General features: G+C 68.0%; 19 protein-coding genes. 7 read left to right on the forward strand and 12 right to left on the reverse strand.

What is annotated here, in order from left to right:
• Positions 1 to 28 precede the first annotated feature (28 nt).
• Both ATO6_RS05520 and smpB read right to left on the reverse strand, forming a co-directional pair.
• Positions 29 to 643 (reverse strand): ribonuclease D, encoded by a 615-nt coding sequence (locus tag ATO6_RS05520; RefSeq protein ID WP_088622898.1) that lies wholly within the window; start codon positions 641 to 643, stop codon positions 29 to 31.
• 70 nt (positions 644 to 713) lie between these two features.
• On the reverse strand, positions 714 to 1,187 hold the full coding sequence (gene smpB / locus ATO6_RS05525; protein WP_088622899.1) for an SsrA-binding protein SmpB: 474 nt from the start codon (positions 1,185 to 1,187) through the stop codon (positions 714 to 716).
• A 103-nt stretch (positions 1,188 to 1,290) separates the two neighbouring features.
• Here smpB and ATO6_RS05530 point away from each other — a divergent pair, with 103 nt between their 5' ends.
• Positions 1,291 to 2,319, forward strand: coding sequence for an NADP-dependent oxidoreductase (locus ATO6_RS05530; protein WP_088622900.1), 1,029 nt, complete (start codon positions 1,291 to 1,293; stop codon positions 2,317 to 2,319).
• Positions 2,320 to 2,523: 204 nt separating this feature from the next.
• Here the strand turns inward: ATO6_RS05530 and ATO6_RS05535 are convergent, their stop codons facing one another.
• Genes ATO6_RS05535 through ATO6_RS05550 form a run of 4 tightly spaced genes read right to left on the reverse strand, consistent with a single transcriptional unit; the run spans position 2,524 to position 9,264 of the window.
• Positions 2,524 to 4,578, reverse strand: a complete 2,055-nt coding sequence (locus tag ATO6_RS05535) for a hypothetical protein (protein WP_088622901.1) — start codon at positions 4,576 to 4,578, stop codon at positions 2,524 to 2,526.
• Positions 4,575 to 7,367: a DUF4159 domain-containing protein gene (locus ATO6_RS05540; protein ID WP_088622902.1), complete on the reverse strand. Its 2,793-nt coding sequence runs from the start codon at positions 7,365 to 7,367 to the stop codon at positions 4,575 to 4,577. The genes ATO6_RS05535 and ATO6_RS05540 overlap by 4 nt, the downstream gene beginning before the upstream one ends.
• A complete protein-coding gene (locus ATO6_RS05545; RefSeq protein ID WP_088622903.1) occupies positions 7,364 to 8,242 on the reverse strand; it encodes a DUF58 domain-containing protein in 879 nt (292 codons plus the stop codon). Before ATO6_RS05545 ends, ATO6_RS05540 begins: the two co-directional genes overlap by 4 nt.
• Positions 8,239 to 9,264: a MoxR family ATPase gene (locus ATO6_RS05550; RefSeq protein WP_176440837.1), complete on the reverse strand. Its 1,026-nt coding sequence runs from the start codon at positions 9,262 to 9,264 to the stop codon at positions 8,239 to 8,241. The genes ATO6_RS05545 and ATO6_RS05550 overlap by 4 nt, the downstream gene beginning before the upstream one ends.
• 54 nt (positions 9,265 to 9,318) lie before the next feature.
• Here ATO6_RS05550 and ATO6_RS05555 point away from each other — a divergent pair, with 54 nt between their 5' ends.
• From ATO6_RS05555 to ATO6_RS05570, 4 genes are all read left to right on the forward strand, one after another.
• Positions 9,319 to 9,924, forward strand: a complete 606-nt coding sequence (locus ATO6_RS05555; protein ID WP_088622904.1) for a DUF1285 domain-containing protein — start codon at positions 9,319 to 9,321, stop codon at positions 9,922 to 9,924.
• 83 nt (positions 9,925 to 10,007) lie between these two features.
• Positions 10,008 to 10,757 carry a hydroxypyruvate isomerase family protein gene (locus ATO6_RS05560; RefSeq protein WP_088622905.1) on the forward strand — a complete coding sequence of 250 codons (750 nt, stop codon included), beginning with the start codon at positions 10,008 to 10,010 and terminating at the stop codon, positions 10,755 to 10,757.
• A 91-nt stretch (positions 10,758 to 10,848) separates the two neighbouring features.
• Positions 10,849 to 11,223 (forward strand): VOC family protein, encoded by a 375-nt coding sequence (locus tag ATO6_RS05565; RefSeq protein WP_088622906.1) that lies wholly within the window; start codon positions 10,849 to 10,851, stop codon positions 11,221 to 11,223.
• Positions 11,223 to 11,921 (forward strand): YafY family protein, encoded by a 699-nt coding sequence (locus ATO6_RS05570; protein ID WP_088622907.1) that lies wholly within the window; start codon positions 11,223 to 11,225, stop codon positions 11,919 to 11,921. The genes ATO6_RS05565 and ATO6_RS05570 overlap by 1 nt, the downstream gene beginning before the upstream one ends.
• A gap of 6 nt (positions 11,922 to 11,927) precedes the next feature.
• Here the strand turns inward: ATO6_RS05570 and ATO6_RS05575 are convergent, their stop codons facing one another.
• The 5 genes from ATO6_RS05575 to ATO6_RS05595 all read right to left on the reverse strand — a co-directional run bounded on the left by ATO6_RS05575 (position 11,928) and on the right by ATO6_RS05595 (position 18,437).
• Complete coding sequence (locus ATO6_RS05575; protein WP_088622908.1) at positions 11,928 to 12,845, reverse strand: cation diffusion facilitator family transporter; 918 nt, start codon at positions 12,843 to 12,845, stop codon at positions 11,928 to 11,930.
• A 266-nt stretch (positions 12,846 to 13,111) separates the two neighbouring features.
• Complete coding sequence (gene radC / locus ATO6_RS05580) at positions 13,112 to 13,831, reverse strand: DNA repair protein RadC (protein WP_254919073.1); 720 nt, start codon at positions 13,829 to 13,831, stop codon at positions 13,112 to 13,114.
• Between the two features lie 210 nt (positions 13,832 to 14,041).
• Positions 14,042 to 15,193 (reverse strand): molecular chaperone DnaJ, encoded by a 1,152-nt coding sequence (dnaJ, locus tag ATO6_RS05585; protein WP_088622910.1) that lies wholly within the window; start codon positions 15,191 to 15,193, stop codon positions 14,042 to 14,044.
• A gap of 78 nt (positions 15,194 to 15,271) precedes the next feature.
• Positions 15,272 to 17,182, reverse strand: coding sequence for a molecular chaperone DnaK (gene dnaK, locus ATO6_RS05590; RefSeq protein ID WP_088622911.1), 1,911 nt, complete (start codon positions 17,180 to 17,182; stop codon positions 15,272 to 15,274).
• Positions 17,183 to 17,444: 262 nt separating this feature from the next.
• The gene (locus tag ATO6_RS05595; protein WP_088622912.1) at positions 17,445 to 18,437 is read right to left on the reverse strand and encodes an SDR family NAD(P)-dependent oxidoreductase; all 993 of its coding nucleotides are present in this window, start codon (positions 18,435 to 18,437) and stop codon (positions 17,445 to 17,447) included.
• Positions 18,438 to 18,548: 111 nt separating this feature from the next.
• Between ATO6_RS05595 and ATO6_RS05600 the strand changes: the two genes are divergently transcribed.
• Together ATO6_RS05600 and ATO6_RS05605 are read left to right on the forward strand one after the other, a co-directional pair.
• Positions 18,549 to 19,127: a TetR/AcrR family transcriptional regulator gene (locus tag ATO6_RS05600; protein WP_176440838.1), complete on the forward strand. Its 579-nt coding sequence runs from the start codon at positions 18,549 to 18,551 to the stop codon at positions 19,125 to 19,127.
• Positions 19,120 to 19,728 (forward strand): alpha-ketoglutarate-dependent dioxygenase AlkB, encoded by a 609-nt coding sequence (locus ATO6_RS05605; protein WP_088622914.1) that lies wholly within the window; start codon positions 19,120 to 19,122, stop codon positions 19,726 to 19,728. Before ATO6_RS05600 ends, ATO6_RS05605 begins: the two co-directional genes overlap by 8 nt.
• A gap of 355 nt (positions 19,729 to 20,083) precedes the next feature.
• Here the strand turns inward: ATO6_RS05605 and ATO6_RS05610 are convergent, their stop codons facing one another.
• Positions 20,084 to 20,851: a cyclase family protein gene (locus tag ATO6_RS05610; protein WP_088623424.1), complete on the reverse strand. Its 768-nt coding sequence runs from the start codon at positions 20,849 to 20,851 to the stop codon at positions 20,084 to 20,086.
• Positions 20,852 to 20,897 lie beyond the last annotated feature (46 nt).

Raw genomic sequence — 20,897 nt, forward strand, 5'->3', positions numbered from 1 at the left:
TGGTGTGGCGGGTCCGGTCATATGTGCCTCAGGTATGCGCGAAGATATCCGTTTCCGGCCATCCGGCCAGATCCAGCCGCGCGCGGGTCGGCAGGAAGTCGAAACAGGCCTGCGCCAGATCGGTCCGCCCCTCGCGCGCCAGCCGCTCGTCCAGCTTTTCGCGCAGGCGGTGCAGGTAGAGCACGTCCGACGCGGCATATTCCAGCTGCGCGTCGGTCAGCGTCTCTGCGCCCCAGTCGCTCATCTGCTGGACCTTGGACAGGTCCACGCCGATCAGCTCCTGCGTCAGGTTCTTGAGACCGTGCCGGTCTGTATAGGTGCGGATCAGACGGCTGGCGATCTTGGTGCAGTAGACCGGGGCCGCCAGCGCGCCGAAGGCGTGATACATCGCGGCGATATCGAAGCGGCCGAAGTGGAACAGCTTGAGCACCTTGGGGTCCTCGAGCATCCGGCACAGGTTCGGCGCCTCGGTCTGGCCGATCCCGACCTGCACGATGTGGCAGTTGCCGTCGCCGCCCGACATCTGGATCACGCAGAGCCGGTCGCGATGCGGGTTCAGGCCCATCGTCTCGCAGTCGATGGCCACGACGGGGCCAAGGTCCAGCCCGTCGGGCAGATCGCGCTTGTAGAGGTGGTTGGTCACTTGGCCGGGTCCGTTCTGACTTGGATCGCCCCGGCATAGCCCGCGCCGGGGCGGCTTGCAACGCGGCCGCTCAGCTGTGCTCTTTCAGCAGCCGCTGCTTCTGGCGGTTCCAGTCCCGCTTGGCCTGCGTCTCGCGCTTGTCGACGTTCTTCTTGCCCTTGGCGATGCCGATCTTCAGCTTCACGATGCCACGGTGGTTGAAATACATGACCAGCGGAACCAGCGTCATGCCCTTGCGCTGCGTCTCGTTCCACAGCCGCGCCAGTTCGCGCTTGCTGACCAGAAGCTTGCGCCGCCGCCGTTCCTCGTGGCCGAACATCGCCTGTTCGTAGGGGGCGATATAGCTGTTCACCAGCCACAGCTCGCCCTCTTTCACCTCGGCATAGCTCTCGGCCACGTTCGACTGACCCGTGCGCAGGCTCTTGACCTCGGATCCGGTCAGGATGATCCCGCATTCCAGATCTTCCTCGATCGCGTAATCGTACCGCGCGCGCCGGTTCTCGGCGATCACCTTGTAGTTCGGGTTGTCGTCTTTCTTGGCCATGATGGCGCTGGATATAATCATTCGCGGCCACAAGTCCACGCCTGCCTTGGCCCTTGGCACTGCCGTCCCTGCCGCTAGTGTTGCGGGAAAGGGAGGAAACCACATGACCAAGATGAACCGCATCGTGCTCGCCAGCCGTCCGACCGGCGCGCCGCAGGACGAAAACTTTCGTCTCGAAACCGCCGAGATGCCCGAACCGGGCGAGGGCGAGATCCTCGTTCAGGTCGCCTACATGTCGCTCGACCCCTACATGCGGGGCCGGATGGACGACGTGAAGAGCTATGCCCAGCCGGTGCCGATCGGCGGCACGATGGAGGCGGGCGGCATCGGCAAGGTGCTGAAGTCGAACCATCCGAACTTTGCCCCCGGCGATTATGCGGTCGGCCGCTTCGGCTGGGCGGACCACGGGGTGATCAAGGGCGATCTGGCCTTCAAGTGGGATCCGGACATGGCGCCGCTTTCGGCCGGGCTGGGTGTGCTCGGGATGCCGGGCTTCACCGCCTGGGCCGGGATCACGGCCTACGGGAAGCTGAAGGAGGGCGAGACGCTGGTCGTCGGGGCCGCGACGGGCCCGGTGGGCTCGATGGTCGGGCAGCTTGCGAAACAGGCGGGGCTCAGGGCGATCGGCGTCGCTGGCGGGGCCGAGAAGTGCCGGATGGCGGTCGAGACCTTCGGATTTGACGCTTGCATCGACCACCGCGGCAAGGATGCCCGCGCCATGCGGGATGCGCTGGCGGCGGAATGCCCCAAGGGGATCGACGTGTATTTCGAGAACGTCGGCGGGCCTACGCTGGGTGGCGTGCTGCCGTTGATGAACCTGCACGGCCGGATCATCGTCTGCGGCATGATCGCCTGGTACAACGGGGCCGAGGACGAGACGGCGGGTTTCCCGACGGGCAAGCTGTGGCGGATGATCCTCGTGAACCGCCTGACGGTGCAGGGCCTGCTGCAGACCGACCACGTCGCGCGGTTCCCGGAATTCATCAAGGAGGTCGCGCCGAAAGTGAAATCGGGCGAGATCGCCTATGTCGAGGACGTGGCCGAGGGGCTGGAAAATGCTCCCAAGGCGTTCATGTCGCTGCTCAAGGGCGGCAACACCGGCAAACAGGTGGTGAAGATCTCGGACGCCTGACCGAACGGAGCGCGGCCCTGCGGGCCGCGCGCGCCTTTACTTGGCGATTTCCGGGCTGAAGCCCGCAAATCGCGGCGCCTCCGGCGGGAGTTTACCCGGCCAGATGAACACGGGATCGTCGCCTGGTCGGGTCGGATGGCGTCGGGGGCCGCCATCGGTGCGGGCGGTATTTGCGACGGGCGGAGCCCCGGTCCGCGCTTTCCGTCAGCGCCGGCCTTCGCGGAGCCATGCGCCGAGGATCAGCGAGGCCGCCAGCAGCAGCACCAGCCAGGGCGGCAGCAGCGACGTCAGCGTCACGTCCTGCGTCACATGCGCATCGCGGGACGTCAGGCCGATCCAGCCGCGTCCGGCGGCCGGGCGGCCGGGGCGGACGTCGCGGATCGAGGGCATCCCCTCGCTCAGGGCCATCGCACCGCCGCGCACCTCGTCCAGCACCGGCTGCAGGGTCTCGCCCGTGGCGATGGTCGCCTCGAACTCGCGCGGGGCGGCGGGGCCGAGGCCGATGACCGCTTCTTCCTCGCCGTTCTTCAGGCGGTAGAGGCCGATCTCGGGCCCGCGCCAGATGGTTTCGAAGCGACCGGGCGAGACTTCTTCCAGTTCCAGCGTCACCACCTCGCCCGAGGGCGTGGTGATCTCGACCGGCGGCACGGTTTCGGACAGGGTCCGGCGGATGATCTGCATGGTCTGGCCGGTGGGCTCGGCCCAAAGCGCCTCTTCCTCCAGCTCCGGCTCTTTCATCATCCAGTGGGCGAGGCGGCGCAACAGTTCAAGCTGCGGGCCGCCGCCCTCGTAGCCGCGCGACCAGAGCCACGCGTGGTCCGAGGCCAGGAGCGCCACGCGGCCTTCGCCGACCCGTTCGAGGACCAGCAGCGGGCGTTCTTCGACCCCCGACATGACGACCTGTCCGCGCCCGTCCACCGGCGCGACGTCGATCTGGCGCAGCCAGCGGCCCCAGTCGCCGTCCCACTCGTTGATCAGCCCCGCCGTCACCGGGTGACGGCTGCCAAGCTCGGTCACCTGCGGGCGGTAGGGGCGTTCGATGACCCGCGCCGAGGGGCGGGCGGGCAGGATTTCCGACAGCGGCGAGCGGTAGATCGAATCCGCCGAGGCGAAGTCGGGTCCGGCGGCGATCAGCACCGCGCCGCCGTCCTCGACATATTGCCGGACGTTGTCGAGGTAGAGCGAGGGCAGGATGCCGCGCCGCTTGTAGCGGTCGAAGATGATCAGGTCGAAGTCGTGGATCTTCTCGAGGAACAGCTCGCGCGTCGGGAAGGCGATCAGCGAGAGTTCCGAGACCGGCACGCCGTCCTGCTTGGACGGGGGCCGCAGGATGGTGAAGTGGACGAGGTCGACGGAACTGTCCGATTTCAGCAGGTTGCGCCATGTGCGGCCACCGGCGTGGGGTTCGCCCGACACCAGCAGGACGCGCAGCCGGTCGCGGACACCGTTCATCTGGATCAGGGCGGTGTTGTTGCGCGGGGTCAGTTCGCCCTCGGCCTCGGGGACCGAGAACTGGATCACGTTGCGACCGCCGTGGGGCAGGGTGATCGGCAGGTCGATGTCGCGCCCGATGTCCACCATGAAGCGCTGCGGCTCGCCCCCGTCGACCGAGATGTCGAGCGGGGCCTGAACTTCGCCCTCCGGGGCGGCGCCCATGTCCTCGACCCGGATGGTCAGCGTCACCGGCTCGCCTAGGATGGCGAAGGCCGGGGCGTTGCGGACGATCAGACGGCGGTCCCAGTCCTCGGGCTGGCCGGTCAGCAGCAGGTGCATGGGCGCGGGCAGGTCAGGCGCGCGTTCGACGTCGTGCAGACGGCCGTCGGAGACGATGATCGTGCCGGCGACCCGTGCGCTCGGCTCCTCGGCCAGCGCTTCGGAGACGGCGCTCATCAGTTCCGTGCCCGCGTTGTCCGGGCCGTCGCCGACGGTGACGCGGCGGACCTCGGTGTTCGGGCGCGCGGCGAGGCGGGATTCCAGCGACTCGACCGCCGCGTCGGTCTGTCCGGGACGGTCGGCCAGTCCCTGGCTGGCGGAGCGGTCGTCGACCAGCAGGACGATGTCGGTCAGCGGCGCGCGGTCTTCCTGCCTTAGGACGGGACCGGCCAGTGCGCCCAGCACGACGAGCGCGGCAAGGCCGCGCAGGGCCCAGCCGGTCAGGCCGCGCCAGAGCGCGAGGACGATGCCGACGGCCGACAGAGCAGCCAGCACGGCGAGCACCGGCCAGGGCAGGAGGGGGTCGAAAACGATGGTGCCGGTCATTGGCCAAGCCTGTCGAGCAGTGCGGGCACGTGGACCTGGTCGGACTTATAGTTGCCGGTCAGCACGTGCATGATGAGGTTTACGCCGAAGCGGTTCGCGATCTCGCGCTGGCGGTCGCCGGAATAGCCGCGGCCCACGGGGACCATCGGGTTGCCGCGCGAATCCACGGCCCATGCGGCGGCCCAGTCGTTGCCGCCGATGACCACCGGGGTCACGTTGTCGTTCAGGTTGCGGAAGGGCATGCCTTCGATCAGCTGCGCATCGGCGGGCGCGGCCTCGACCCAGACGGTGCCGCCGGAATGGCGGCCGGGGAAGTCCTGCAGCAGGTAGAAGGTGCGGGTAAGGACGTGGTCGGCGGGTACAGGCTCCAGCGGCGGAATGTCGAGCGGGGCGGCGAGCTGTTGCAGCTTGCGGCCGTTCGGGCTGGCCGAGCCGTAGCGGGCGATGTCGGCATCGCGGGTGTCGAACAGGATCATGCCGCCGGACCGCAGGTAACGGTTCAGCTTGGCATAGGCCTCGGCCGAGGGGGTCGGCTGATCGGGGGTGATCGGCCAGTAGAGGAACGGGTAGAAGGCCAGTTCGTCGGTTTCGAGGTTCACCGCCATCGGCTCCGCCGGTTCGACCGAGGTGCGGAAGAACAGCGTGTCGGACAGGCCCTTGAGGCCCGCCTGCGCCATGTCGTCCAGTTCGCGGTTGCCGGTGACGATATGGGCCAGCACGACCTCGGCGGTGGCCAGCGCGGCCAGCGCGTCGTCGCCGGTCTCCTCGGGTGCCGTGGTGTCCTGTGCGCGGGGCGCGGCGGGGGTCAGCGTGACGGCGGCGGCCAGCAGCAGCGTCGCGGCGACGCCGGAGCGCGGGCCGGTCAGGCGGCCCGACAGGGCGAGCGAGGCGAGGATATCGGCCACCAGCAGCATCAGCGCCGCCCCGAGCAGCCAGCCGCCGAGCGGCGTTTCCTCGACCCGCGACAGGCCCTCGACCGGGACCGAGGCGGGCCATGCGTAGGACTCCAGAGAGGCTTCGGCATCCAGCACGTTGCGCGCGATGCGGCGGTCTTCGCCCTCGTAGAGGCCGGGCTGCAGGTTGGGGCCGAGCGGCAGGGTCAGCAGGTCGGCACCGTCTACACCGGGCAGGGTGCCCGCGGTCGAGAGCGTGCCCGAGGCATCGAGGATGCGGACCGGGCGCCACGTGGTGCCCGCCATGTCCGCCGCTTCGGGCAGGGCGACGGCGGAGGAGACGGCGAGCCGTTCCAGCATCTGAACGAAGAGGCCCGACAGCGGCAGGCTGGACCATTCGGCGTTGGCCGAGACGTGGAACAGCACGACCTGCCCGTCACCCATCCGTTTGCGTGTGACCAGCGGGGTGCCGTCGCTGAGGCGCGCGATCACCCGTTCGGCCAGCGTCGGATCGGGCTGGGCCATCACCTGCGAGGACACGGTGACGTCCTCGGGCACCGGCAGGCCGACGAAGGGACTGTCCTGTTCGAAGGGGGCGAGCGTCTTGGGTTCGCCCCAGCTCATCGCGCCGCCGACGTTGCGGCCGCCGGCGCGCAGGCGGACGGGCATCAGCGGGTCTTCGGAATCGCGGCTGACGTCGCTGGCGGCAAGACGCGGCCCGGCAAAGCGGAGCAGCATGCCACCCTTCTCGATCCATGCGGTGAGGCCTTCGGTCTCGGCCTCGGACAGTTTGGCGACATCGGCCAGCGCGATCACGTCGGGGTTCGCGGGCAGGATGTCGGTCAGCGCGCCGTGCAGCAGGTCGGCGGAGGGTTCGAGCGCGCGTTGCAGGTAGTGCAGCGGCGACAGCAGCTCCAGCCCCTCGCGATCCTCGCGGCCCGCGATCAGCGCGACCTCGCGGCGGCGCAGGCTGTCGTCGGTCAGGCTGACGGCCCCGGCGCTGCGGGCACCGGCCAGTTCGAAATGGGTGATGCGGGCGCGCAGTTCGGCGGGGATGCGCGATTCGGCGGTTGCCTCGGTCTCGCCCGAACCGAAGGTGACCGGGACGGTGGCGAGGATGCGCATCACGCCCGCCGGGTCGCGGCCATGGGCGTTGACGTTGATCTCGCGCTCGGATCCGGGGATCGCGCGCAGGGCGGTGACGGTGACGGCGCCATCGTCGAAGGTCACGGGCTTCAGGCCCATGACCGGCGCGCCGCCTTCGAAGACGCGGACCGGGCCGCGATCCTGAAGCGCCTCGAGCAGGGTGCCGCGACCTTCGCGGTCCAGCCCGTCCGAGAACCAGTAGGTTTCAAAGCCGGTGTCGCCCAGTTCCTCAGCCAGTTCCTCCATCTGCGCCTCGCTCGGGGCCCATGCCAGCGGCGCGAGGCCGGGCAGGCGCGAGCGCCACAGGTCGGGCGTCTGGAACACGGGCGCTTCGGGCGAGGTCAGGCGCACGACGGCGGCGGTGCGGCCCTGCCGCGCGGCCTCGGCCAGCAGGTCGTCGATCGATTCCTCGCTGTCGGCCCAGTCGGTGGCGCTGGCCCAGCTTCCGTCCGTGAGGATCAGCAGCGGGCCGCGCCCGGCGGTGGCGCCTTCGTCCTCGGGGTTCAGCACCGGACCGGCGAGCCCGATGATGACCGCCGCGACCGCCAGCATCCGCAGCAGCAGCAGCCACCACGGCGTGCGATCGGTGACGCTCTCGTCGTCCTTCAGCCCCAGCAGCAGCGCCACGCCGGGGAACCGGCGGCGGATCGGTGCGGGCGGCACGGCCCGCAGGATGATCCACAGGATCGGCAGGGCCACCAGCGCCAGCAGAAGCCAAGGGGCCGAGAAGCCGATTGCGCCTAGAGTCATGATGTCCCCCGGTCGAGCGCACGGTAAATCCACAGCAGGGCGGATTGCGCCGAGGCGTCGGTGTGATGGGTCTCGAACTGCCAGCCGGTGCGCTGGCAGAGATCGTGCAGCTCGGCCTTGCGTTCGGCGAGCCGCTGGCGATAGCGGTCACGCAGGTCGCCGGCTTTCAGCGTCTCGTGCCGGACCGTCGCGCCCATGCTTTCGAATATCGTGCGCCCCTGGAACGGAAACGCTTCCTCGGTCGGATCGAGGATCTGCAGCAGCACCCCGCGCACGCCCCGGTCGGCGGCCTTGGTCAGCGCCAGCCGCACTTCGGACACGTCGCCGAGGAAATCCGAGACGAAGACCGCCCGAGCGTTCGGGATCATCGCCCGGTGCTCGGGCACCCCGTAATCGCTGTCGTCGTCGCGCGAAAAGAACTCGGCCAGCCGCAGGATCTGGTTGTTGCCGCGCCGGGGCGGCAGAAGCGTGCCGGTCAGGCCCACCCGTTCGCCGCCGCGCACCAGCAGGATCGCGGTCGCCAGCGCCACCAGCCGGGCGCGTTCGCCCTTGGTCGGCAGTTTCTTGTCGTCCGAGGTGAACGCCATGGACGAGGCCTGATCGACCCAGAGCATGACGCTCTGCGCGATCTGCCATTCCCGCTGGCGGACGAACCGGTCGTCGCCCCGCGCCGAACGGCGCCAGTCGATGGTCCGGCTGGGATCGCCCGGCTGCACCGGACGGTATTGCCAGAAATCGTCGCCCAGCCCCGCGCGCCGCCTGCCGTGATCGCCCAGCAGGACGGTCCCGGCCAGATGCTCCGCCCGCGCCAGCAGGGCCGGAAGCCGGGCGGCTTCCTCCTCGGCGCGGCCGCGAAGGGCGGTCGGTTCGGTCACGCCGCGGCCTCGACCCGCGTGATGCCGGAGGCGATGGTTTCGATCAGGCGCGGCAGGCTGTCGCCACGCGCGCGGGCGGCGAAGTTCAGGCCCATGCGGTGCTGCAGCACGGGACGTGCCATCGCCGCGACATCCTCGACCGACGGGGCGAGGCGGCCCTGCAGCATGGCACGGGCGCGGACCGTCATCATCAGCGCCTGCGCGGCGCGCGGGCCGGGGCCCCAGTTCACGGTGTCGCGCACCTGCTGGCTGGCGCTCGGATCGTCGGGACGGCAGGCGCGGACGAGATCGAGGATCCGCTCCACCACAGTCTCGCCCACGGGCATCCGCCGCAGCAGGGTCTGCGCGCGGATCAGCTCGGCGGCGGTGAATACCTCGTGCGCCTCTTCCTCCATCACGCCGGTGGTGGTGGTCAGGATCGCGCGCTCGGTCTCGCGGTCGGGGTATTCGACGTCGATCTGGACGAGGAAGCGGTCAAGCTGCGCCTCGGGCAGGGGATAGGTGCCCTCCTGCTCGATCGGGTTCTGGGTGGCCAGAACGTGGAACGGCATCCCGAGGTCGCGATCCTCGCCCGCGACGGTGACCTTCTTTTCCTGCATTGCCTGCAGCAGCGCCGACTGCGTCCGGGGCGAGGCGCGGTTGATCTCGTCCGCCATCAGAAGCTGGCAGAAGATCGGGCCCTGCAGGAACCGGAACGCCCGGCTGCCGTCCGCCGCCGTCTCCAGCACCTCGGAGCCGAGGATGTCCGCCGGCATCAGGTCCGGCGTGAACTGGATACGGTTGCCGTGCAGACCCATCACCGTCGACAGCGTCTCCACCAGCCGCGTCTTGCCCAGACCCGGCAGGCCGATCAGCAGCGCATGGCCCCCGCACAGGAGCGAGGACAGCGTCAGCTCGACCACCTTTTCCTGCCCGACGAACCGCCGGGTGATCGACGCCTTCGCCTCGGCAAGCTTGGCCTCGGTCGCCTCGATCTCGGCGACGAGGTCCTCTTCGTTCAGAATGGTGGGGGATTCGGTCATGGATGTGTCCCTGTCGAACTCTATTTGAAGGTGAGTGTATGCTGTTCCACCCGAATGGCAAAACTGAACGACGGACAAATTGACGTGAAACCATCTGCCCTTTCCATCGCCGCCTCCATTCGTGCAGCCGAGGGCCGCGGCCTGCCGCCGGTCGACAAATGGTCCCCCGACCTGTCTGGCGACATGGACCTGCACATTGCGCGTGACGGGACGTGGTTCCACGAGGGCACCGCCTTTACCCGGCCCGAACTGGTGCGCCTGTTCTCGACCATCCTGCGGCGCGACGGTGATGAATTCTTCCTCGTCACGCCGGTCGAGAAATGGCGGATCAGCGTCGAGGACGCGCCGTTCCTTGCGGTGGATGTCGAGGTCGAGGGCGAAGGGCGCGACCAGAGCCTGACCTTTCTCACCAACGTTGGCGACAAGGTCACGGCGGGGCCGGATCACCCGATCCGCGTGGCGCAGGACGACGAAACCGGCGAACCCGCGCCCTACGTGCTGGTGCGCGGCGGGCTCGAGGCGCTGATCGACCGCAAGAGCTTTTACCGGATCGTCGACACCGGCGAGACGGTGCCGCACGAGGGGGCGGAGTGGTTTGGCCTGTGGTCCGACGGTGCCTTCTTTCCCATCGAACAGGCGGCCGATCTGCCCCCCGACTGAGCCGTCCCTGGACATACATCCCTGATATTCTTTTTCGAACCCCGGCAACAGGTTAGAACACCGGGGTTGACCGGTGGAGATCCATGCCAAAGTTCGCGGCGAACATTTCGTTCCTGTTCACTGACCTGCCCCTGGTCGATCGCATCTACGCGGCCAGGGAACATGGCTTCTCGGGCGTCGAAATCCTGTTTCCATATGACGATCCGGTCCCCGAGATCACCCGCGCCCTGACGATCTGCGGCCTGCCCCTCGTGCTGATGAACGTGCCGCCGCCGAACTACACCGGGGGCGAGCGCGGGTTCGCCGCGATTCCCGGCGGCTCGGACCGCTTCCGTCACGACTTCGCCCGCGCCCTGCGGTTCGCCACGGCGCTCAAGGCGCAAAAGCTGCACATCATGGCGGGCGTGGCCGAAGGCCCGGCGGCCCGCGCGACATTCGTCGAGAACCTGCGCCACGCCACCGCGGCCGCACCGGGGCTGACGCTGACGATCGAGCCGATCAACCAGGGCGACATGCCGGGCTACTTCCTGTCCGACTTCGACCTCGCCGCCGAGATCATCGCCGAGGTCGCGGCCCCCAACCTCGCACTCCAGTTCGACGCCTATCACGCGCAGAAGATCACGGGCGATGCCTTCGCCGTGTGGGACCGGCACGGCCATCTGGCCCGGCACATCCAGATCGCGGGCCTGCCGGACCGGCACGAACCGGTCGCTGGAGCGGTCGATTACCCGGCCTTCTTCCGGATGCTCGACGCACAGGGCTACGACGGCTGGGTCAGCGCCGAATACCACCCTGCCGGCGCGACCGAAGACGGCCTCGGCTGGCGTCCCTGAGATTTCCGCGCCCCGCTGACTCATGCTGACAGAAAGCTGTCAGCAGGGGTATGTCATGTCAGTCCTGTCCCTGAGCAAAGGAGATGGAGACATGACAGACAAGGCATACGTGGTCTGGACCGAAATCCCGGTGTCCGACATGGCCAAAGCGATGGCCTTCTACGACACGGTGTTCGGCTGGTCGCTGGAACTGGACGAGAGCGGGCCGAACCCGATGGCCGTCTTCGGCGGCGACATGGGTGCGACCGGCGGCCACATCTACCCCGGCACCCCCGCCGCGAACGGGGCGGGCCCGACCATCCACCTCGCCGTGCCCGACGCGCTCGAGGCGGCGACGGAGCGGGCGCGGGGGGCGGGGGCCAAGGTGCTCTACGGCCCGATCGAGATCCCGCCGGGCCGCTTCACCTACATCATTGACCCGGACGGCAATTCCATCGGCCTGTTCGAACCCAGGAAGGCCACCTGATGCGCCGGGCCGACCGTCTGTTCCAGATCGTGCAGCATCTGCGCGGCGGCCGGCTCGTCACCGCCTCGGACCTTGCCGAGCGGCTGGAGGTGTCGAAACGCACCATCTACCGCGACGTGGCCGACCTGATGGGATCGGGCGTGCCGATCGAGGGCGAGGCCGGGATCGGTTACGTCATGCGGCAGGGATATGACCTGCCGCCACTGATGTTCACGGCGGACGAGATCGTGGCGCTGGTCGCGGGCGCGCGGCTGTTGCGGGCCTGGGGCGGCGCGGCGATGGCGGCGGCAGCCGAGGAGGCGCTGGTCAAGATCGGTGATGTCCTGCCCGACGGTGCGCGGGCGCGGGCGGATTCCGTCCAGATCCACGCCTTCGGCGCCTCCGGCATGACCGCGGACGTGCGCGAAAGGCTGGACCGGATCGAACGGGCGACCAACGACCACGTGACGCTGCATGTCAGCTACCTGGACGAGGCCGGACAGGCCACCGACCGGCGCATCCGTCCGCTCGGCCTCTATTTCTGGGGCAAGGTCTGGACATTCCTCGGCTGGTGCGAGCTGCGTGGAGACTTCCGCACCTTCCGCCTCGACCGGGTGGCTGCGATGGCCGAGGGCGAGCGCTTCCGCCCCGAGCGCGACAAGTCCGCCCGCGCCTATTACGAACGCGAACGCACCATGGGCCGCATTCCCCGCCAGTGAGCGGTTTCAGTGACCGATCACCGGCGCGCCGTCGCAGGCGCTGCCGCGGGTCTCGATCTGCAGGGTGGTGTGGTGGATGCCGAAATGCTGGTCCAGCGCCGCCTGTATCCGCGTGCGCAGGCTGTCCGGCTCCGCATCCTCGCCTGCCACGATATGCGCCTCGAGCGCGATCTCGTGCTCCTGCATCCGCCAGAGATGCAGGTGGTGCACGTCTTCCACCTCATCGACCCCGCGCATATGGCTCAGTACGTCGTCCACATGCGGGCTGTCGGGGCTGCCGAGCATCAGGATGCGGACGACCGGCCCGATCTCGGAGGCGGCGTGCCACAGGATGTAGGCGGCGATCCCCAGCGTCACGAGCGGGTCGATCAGCCGCCAGTCGTAGATCAGGATCACCACGCCCGCCACGATCACCGCGACCGAGCCGAGCGCATCGGCCACGTTGTGCAGGAAAGCCGCGCGGATGTTCACGCTGTCCTTGGACAGGCTGAAGATCAGCAGCGCGGTGACGGTATCGACCACCAGCGCGACGGCGGCGACGATCACGACAGTCCAGCCTTCGACATCCTGCGGATCGAACAGGCGCTGCGCCCCCTCGGCGGCGAGGTAGAGGGCGATGACGATCAGCGTGGTGTAGTTCACCAGCGCGGCCACAACCTCGGCCCGGCCATAGCCGAAGGTCATCGCGGTGTCGGCGGGCCGCCGGGCGATCCGGCGCGCGAAGAAGGCGATCACCAGCGACAGCGCATCGCTGAGGTTGTGCACCGCATCCGCGATCAGCGAGAGCGAGCCGGACAGCACCCCGGCGACGATCTGCACGAAGGTCAGCCCGATGTTCACCGCGATCGCCGCCCAGACCCGCCGGTCGCCCTCGGCCGGGGCCACGTGATGATGGTGGTGATGATGTCCGTGATCGTGGGGCACGTGCTCGGGTCCTGTGCTTGTCCGTCTGATCCGAGACTAGCACCCCCGCCCGGAATGGCGAGGATCCCGCAGCTTCATCTGGCCGGAAAAACTCCCGCCGGAGGCTTCGCATTGCAGGGCAATGCGAAATCGGGCGCCGGAGGTTGCGCCGCCCATGGGGCGTCGCGCTGTGAGGTGCGGACGAATTCCTCCCCTGAAGGGGAGGTCTTCGCCCGCCCCGCCTCCGGCGGGCATATTTCCGGCAAGATGAAGGAGCGGTGCGGCGCCTAGAGGTAGCCTTCGGCGCGGAAGCTGAGTTCGGTGGATTTGCCGACGATGATGTGGTCGTGGACCGTCATCGACAGGGATTCGGCGGCGGACTGGATCTGGCGGGTCATGTCGATGTCGGCCTGGCTGGGGGTCGGGTCGCCCGAGGGGTGGTTGTGGACGAGGATCAGGGCCGAGGCGTTCAGTTCCAGCCCGCGCTTGACCACCTCGCGCGGGTAGACGGGGACATGGTCGACCGTGCCTTCGCCCTGCGCTTCGTCCGCGATGAGGACGTTCTTGCGGTCGAGGTAGAGGACGCGGAACTGCTCAGTCTCGCGATGTGCCAGCGCGGTGTGGCAATAGTCGATCAGCGCGGTCCACGAGCTGATGATCTGCCGCTGCAACACACGCGACCGGGCGAGGCGTTGTGCGGCTGCCTCGATCAGCTTGAGTTCGCAGATTATGGCGTCGCCGACGCCTTCGACGTCGCGCAGTCGCTCGGGCGGCGCTGCGAGGACGCGGTTGAAGTCGCCGAAGGTTTCCAGAAGGCGGCGGCCCAGCGGTTTCATGTCCGCGCGGGCGTTGGCGCGGAAGAGGATCATCTCCAGCAGTTCGTAGTCGGGCATCGCCGCGCCACAGTCGGACATGAAGCGCGTGCGGAGGCGCTTGCGGTGGTCGGCTATGTAGGAGGGAAGTTTCGGCGCGGGCGCAGTGGTCCGTGTCGTGGAGAATGGAAGCATCGGGGCTTCGTCAAAGGAATGAGGGCGCGGCATGGGCCGAGCTTGCAGATGGAATGGTTAGCGAGGGGTTAACTGCGAAGGGGCGCGGAAAGGAAAAGCGCCGCGAAGGCGGCGCTTTTTTGGTATCTGGCGTGACCGGGGCTCCGCCCGTGAATTGACCGGAACGTCCACTGGACGTTCCGCCCGGGCCATGGGCCCGGGTCCGTCAAATCACCCCTTCATCGAGTCCCAGAAGCCTTTCACACTGGAGAAGAAGCTCTTGCTCTCGGGGTTGTTGTCCTCCGACAGCGGCTCGAATTCCTTCAGCAGCTCCTTCTGGCGCGCGGTCAGGTTCACCGGGGTCTCGACCGCCAGTTCGATGAACATGTCCCCCGCCGGACCGCCGCGCAGGGCGGGCATGCCCTTGCCGCGCAGGCGCATCTGGCGGCCGGACTGGCTGCCTTCGGGGATCTTCACGCGCGAGCGGCCGCCATCCATCGTCGGCACCTCGATGTCACCACCGAGCGCGGCCTTGATCATCGACACCGGCACGCGGCAGTAGAGGTTCGAGCCCTCGCGTTCGAAGATCTTGTGCTTCACCACCTCGATGAAGATGTAGAGATCGCCGGACGGCCCGCCCCGCATCCCCGCCTCGCCTTCGCCGCCCAGACGGATCCGGGTGCCGGTTTCCACCCCTGCCGGGATGTTCACCGACAGCGAGCGGTCGCGTTCGACGCGGCCCTGGCCGTGACAGGTCTTGCACGGGTTTTGGATGATCTGCCCCAGACCCGAACAGGACGGACAGGTCCGTTCGACCGTGAAGAAGCCCTGCTGCGCGCGGACCTTACCCATGCCCGAACAGGTCGGGCAGGTCGTCGGTTCCGCCCCGCCTTCGGCGCCCGATCCGTTGCACGAGGTGCACTGGACCGAGGTCGGCACGTTGATCGTCTTCTGCAGCCCGGAATAAGCCTCTTCCAGCGTGACCCGCAGGTTGTAGCGCAGATCGGACCCGCGTGCGGCGCGCTGCCGCCCGCCGGCGCCGCCGCGCTGGCCCATGAAGTCGCCGAACAGGTCGTCGAACACGTCCGAGAAGGCGCTGGCGAAGTCACCCTGGCCGCCCGCGCCGGGGCGTCCGCCGCGCGCGCCGCCCATTCCGCCGTCGAAGGCGGCATGGCCGAAACGGTCATAGGCGGCTTTCTTGTCGCCGTCCTTCAGGACATCGTAGGCCTCGTTCACTTCCTTGAACTGGCTTTCTGCGTCCGGGTTGTCCTTGTTGCGGTCGGGGTGAAGCTCTTTCGCCTTGGAGCGATAGGCCTTCTTGATCTCGTCCGCCGAGGCGCCTTTGGCGACGCCGAGCGTTTCGTAATAATCGCGTTTTGCCATTCAGGGGGTCCCCCTTCTCAGGAACGCATAGGGCCGGCCCGCCCTGCGACGGACCGGCCCCAGAGGTTCCCGTGCGGTTTACGCACGCTTGTTGTCGTCAAGATCCTCGAAGTCGGCATCGACGATGTCGTCATCGTCGGCAGAACCCGAATCGGCCGCCATCGGCTCGTCGTCCGGGCCGTCCTGCTGCGACTTGTAGATCGCCTCGCCCAGCTTCATCGCGGCTTCGGTGACGTTCTGGATGCCCGACTTGATCTTGTCGGCATTGTCGGTTTCCAGCTCGTCCTTCAGCGCGGCGATGGCCAGCTCGATCGCTTCGATCGTCGACGGGTCCACCTTGTCGCCATGCTCTTCCATCGACTTCTCGGTCGAGTGGATGAGGCTTTCGGCCTGGTTCTTGGCTTCGACGAGGCCACGGCGGGCCTTGTCGGCCTCGGCGTTTTCCTCGGCGTCGCGGACCATCTTCTCGATGTCGTCATCGGACAGACCGCCCGAAGCCTGGATCGTGATCTTCTGCTCCTTGCCGGTGCCCTTGTCCTTGGCGCTGACCGACACGATGCCGTTGGCGTCGATGTCGAACGTCACCTCGATCTGGGGCATGCCGCGCGGGGCGGGCGGGATCTGTTCCAGATTGAACTGGCCGAGCATCTTGTTGTCGGCCGCCATCTCGCGCTCACCCTGGAAGACCCGGATGGTCACGGCGTTCTGGTTGTCCTCGGCGGTCGAGAAGACCTGGCTCTTCTTGGTCGGGATCGTCGTGTTGCGGTCGATCAGGCGGGTGAAGACACCACCCAGCGTCTCGATGCCCAGCGACAGCGGGGTCACGTCCAGAAGGACCACGTCCTTCACGTCACCCTGCAGAACACCGGCCTGGATCGCGGCGCCCATGGCGACGACTTCGTCCGGGTTCACACCCTTGTGCGGCTCTTTCCCGAAGAACTTGGTCACCTCTTCGATGACCTTCGGCATCCGGGTCATACCGCCGACCAGAACGACCTCGTCCACTTCGGAGGTCGAGATACCGGCATCTTTGAGCGCGGCCTGGCAGGGCTTCAGCGAGGCCTTGATCAGGTCGCCGACGAGGCTTTCCAGCTTGGCGCGGGTCAGCTTCATCACCATGTGCAGCGGCTGGCCGTTGGAGCCCATCGAGATGAACGGCTGGTTGATCTCGGTCTGGCTGGACGAGGACAGTTCGATCTTGGCCTTCTCCGCCGCCTCTTTCAGGCGCTGGAGGGCCATCTTGTCCTTGGTCAGGTCGACGCCGTGCTCTTTCTTGAACTCGTCCGCGAGGTAGTTGACGATCCGCATGTCGAAGTCCTCGCCGCCGAGGAACGTGTCCCCGTTGGTCGATTTCACTTCGAACAGGCCGTCGTCGATCTCGAGGATCGTGACGTCGAACGTGCCGCCGCCGAGGTCATAGACCGCGATCGTCTGGCTGTCCTTCTTGTCGAGGCCATAGGCAAGCGCGGCGGCGGTCGGTTCGTTGATGATCCGCAGCACTTCCAGACCGGCGATCTTGCCGGCGTCCTTGGTGGCCTGACGCTGGGCGTCGTTGAAGTAGGCGGGCACGGTGATGACGGCCTGCGTGACTTCCTCGCCGAGGTAGGATTCGGCGGTTTCCTTCATCTTGCCGAGGATGAAAGCGGAGATCTGCGAGGGCGAATACTTGTCGCCACGGGATTCAACCCATGCGTCGCCGTTCCCGCCGTCGATCACGTTGAACGGCAGGTTCTTCTTGTCCTTGGCCAGGTGCGAGTCGTCGAACCGGCGGCCGATCAGACGCTTGACGCCAAAGATGGTGTTGGTCGGGTTGGTGACGGCCTGCCGCTTGGCGGACTGGCCGACGAGACGTTCATCTTCGGTGAACGCCACGATGGACGGGGTCGTGCGGGCCCCTTCGGAGTTCTCGATGACCTTCGGCTGCGACCCATCCATGATGGCGACGCAGGAGTTGGTGGTCCCGAGGTCGATACCGATCACTTTCGACATGTTTTTCGATCCCTTTCACTTCAGGCGATGGACGGGAAACGGACCCGTTGCGGCATCCGCGCCCGGACTGGTTTGCAGCGGCCGGGGCAGGGCCGATTGGCCATGTGGCCGGTCCGCCACGCTTCCGGGCGTATATAGGAAGGGGTTCTGGGGGCTGCAAGCGGCGACACGTACCGGGATCGGCAAAATGCGGGGCATCTGGCACGGGCAACACAGCCCTGCGCGCGAGGCGGGCAGATACCCGCACCGGCCGGGAGATCCTTCAGTGGAAGAAGTCGCTGATCCCGGTCGCGGCAAGGCTGGCCTGCCACAGCATCGCCTCGGCCATCTCGTCGCGCTCGGCCGGCAGGCGCAGGGCGGGGCCGGTGCGCGCCTTGGCGTCCGGTCCGTAGAACTCGCCGCCCGCAACGCCCGGCTCGAACGCGGCGCGGGCCAGCCCGCAGGTCCCGTCCTCGACACTGTGCGCCTCGTTCAGGGTGCGGCGCAGGATGTAGCGGTCCAGGATGGTGGTCCCGCCCGGCGCGGATTTCGCCTGCAGCCCGCTGTCGGTCGGTCCGGGATGGGCGCAGAGCACCTTGACCGCATTGCCCTCTCGCGCCCCGGCGCGGTCCTGCAGCGCGTAGGTGAACAGCAGGTTCGCAAGCTTGGACTGCTGGTAGCGGACCCACTTCTGCATTCCCGGCCAGCCATCGCCGCCGAGGTTCCCGCCGTTCGGTTCGAGGTATTTGCGGGTCAACGGACGCTTCGGGGAATTCCGCGCGCCGGAGGAATGGTTCACCACCCGCGCCTCGCCCCTGAGTGCCGCCGCCGTCTCCAGGTGCGGCCATGCAAGGTGCACCAGCAGGAAGTGCGACAGGTGGTTGGCCTGCATCTGAACGTCGAACCCGTCACCGGTCGCCTCGTCCGCCAGCCCCATCAGCCCGGCATTGTCCACCAGCACGTCCAGCCCCGTCTCGCCGCACAGGCTGTCCAGCACCGGCCCCGCCGCCCGGACGCTGTCAAAGCTCAGCAGGTCGCAGGGCACCGCATGCGCCTCGGCCCCGGTCGCCCGGATCTCGGCCAGCGCCCGGTCGGCTCGGTCGGACGGCCGGTTGATCATCAGCACCCGCGCTCCTTTCGCGGCGGCGGTATGGGCAAGAATCAGCCCCATCCCCGAGGTGCAGCCGGTGATCGCGACCGTCCTGCCCGCGAGATCGGGCAGCGAGGCAACGAGGTCATGGTAATGCAGGGTCTTCAGTGGGGCACGGGCGGGCATAGGTGATCTCCGGTATATTTACGGTGTAAATTTACATCGGAAATATTCGGGGCACGGCGACCCGTCAAGGAAAATATTTACACCGGAAAGATGGCCCGCCATAACACCGCCATGACCGCTTCCAAGTCCTACCATCACGGCAACCTGAAACAGGCCCTCGTCGATGCGGGCCTCGCTATCCTCGAAGCCGAGGGCCTCGGCGCGCTGTCCCTGCGCGCCTGCGCCGAAAGGGTCGGGGTCAGCCACACGGCGCCCAAGAACCACTTCGGCAATGTGACCGGCCTGCTGACCGCCATCGCGGGCGAGGGGTTCCTGCGCCTCAACGACATGATCCGCGCGGCGCCGGACGCCACGCTCCCCGACCGGCGCCGCACGGCGCTGACAGGCTACGTCGCCTTCGCCCGCCAGAACCCGGCGCTGTTCGAACTTATGTTTTCGCCCGGCAAGGTCGAATTCCACGACCCGGCCATCGCCGCGCCGCTGGCGATCTGCGCCGAGGTCCTGCGTGACGTCAGCGGTGCGGGCGGCGGGCCCGCCGGGGCGGGGTTCGGGGTGGAGGAGATCCGGGTCTGGAGCCTCGTCCACGGCTTCGCCACGCTGGGTGCGCAGGGGGTCTTCGACAAGGAGGCGATGCGGGAGATCGGCATCCTCGACCTGTTGCCCGAACTCCGGGAAGGTGCCGATGGGTGAGGCGCCGGTTTTCCTGCGTGGGGTGGAGATCCGCCCCGGATACCTCGACCGCGCCGCGCAGGAGGAGATGGTGGAGGACATCCGCGATGTCGCCCGTGCCGCGCCGCTGTTCTCGCCCGAGACGCGGTTCGGCAAGAAGATGTCGGTGCAGATGACCTCGGCCGGGACATACGGCTGGTATTCGGACCGGCGCGGCTACCGGTACGAGCGGCGGCATCCGTCGGGCGTGGACTGGCCGCCGATCCCGGCCTCGGTGCTGGCGGTCTGGCACGCTGTGACGGGGGTGGAGCGGGCGCCGGACTGCTGCCTGGTAAACTTCTACCGCGAAGGCGCGCGGATGGGGCTGCACCAGGACCGGGACGAGGCCGATTTCGGCTGGCCGGTGCTGTCGATCTCGCTCGGGGATTCGGCGCTGTTCCGGATCGGCTCGGTCGAGCGGGGCGGCAAAACCGAGTCGGTCTGGCTGAACTCCGGCGATGTCTGCGTGATCGGCGGAGAGGCGCGGCTGGTGCATCACGGGATCGACCGGATCCGCGCCGGGTCCTCGACGCTGCTGGCGGATGGCGGGCGGATCAACCTGACGCTGCGGGTGGTGGATTGAGGCGGTCGGGGCGGTGCGTGCGAGCACGCACCCTACGGTCCAGGTCCGAGCGTTTCCCTGCGCGGAATCAAGGCCGAAGGCCGCCGTGCAAGCGCCGGCCCGTCCCCACGGGCTGGCGCTTTGGTGACGCTTGCGCGGACCTCGGGCATGGGAGGGCCGTGGCGGCATTAACCGCGCGGATCAATCGGCAGGAGCGCCATCCCAAGGGCCGGCGCCTGCACAGCGCGCGTCGGGCTTGTTGCGCGGTTGGTTCAGAGAGCTGTCATCCTCGGGCTCGACCCGAGGACCTCGTGACCCCAAGATCATCCGGTCAAGCCGGATGATGACCTAGCCAAACCAACCGACACCCACCACCTCACCGAACGATCGCCACCGGCCTGCACCACCCGGCGCTCGCCCCCTTGATCTTCACCGGAAAGCACTGCACCTCGAACCCCGTCGCGGGCAGCGTTTCGAGATTGGCCAGCTTCTCCATGTGGCAATAGCCGCGCACCATCCCGGCGCGGTGGCCTTCCCAGATCAGCCCGGCATCCCCGGTTTCGGCCACGCGCCTGGCGGTGTGGATGAACGGCGCGTCCCAGCTCCACGCGTCGGTGCCGCAGACCCGCATCCCGCGCTCGGTCATCCAGCAGGTCGCCTCCATCCCCATGCCGCAGCCGGTCGCAACGTACTGCGGCAGGCCATAGGCCGCTCCGGCGGCGGTGTTCACCAGCACGATGTCACCCGGCGCCAGATCATGCCCGATCCGGTCGAACTCGGCCTCCACCTCGGCCGCCGTCACGACATGCCCGTCCGGCAGATGGCGGAAGTCGAGCTTCACCCCGCGCCCGATGCACCACTCCAGCGGCACCTCGTCGATGGTGATCGCCCGCTGCCCGCCGTCCATGGTGGAATGGTAGTGATACGGCGCGTCCAGATGGGTGCCATTGTGGGTCGACAGCTGGACCTGCTCGACCGCCCAACCCTCGCCGCCGGGCAACTGGTCGCGGGTCACGCCGGGAAAGAAACCGAGGATCTGCTGCGCCGTCTGCTCGTGATCCAGATAGGTGATCGTCGGGTGCAGGCCCGGCGGATCGGCATAGGTCGTGTTCTCCAGCGGGCGGGCCAGGTCGATGAGTTGCATGTCGGTCTCCTCCTTCGGCGCACAGTAGGCACGGGTCGCGTGCATC

Source organism: Oceanicola sp. 22II-s10i (genome assembly GCF_002210105.1).
Classification (GTDB): domain Bacteria; phylum Pseudomonadota; class Alphaproteobacteria; order Rhodobacterales; family Rhodobacteraceae; genus Pseudooceanicola.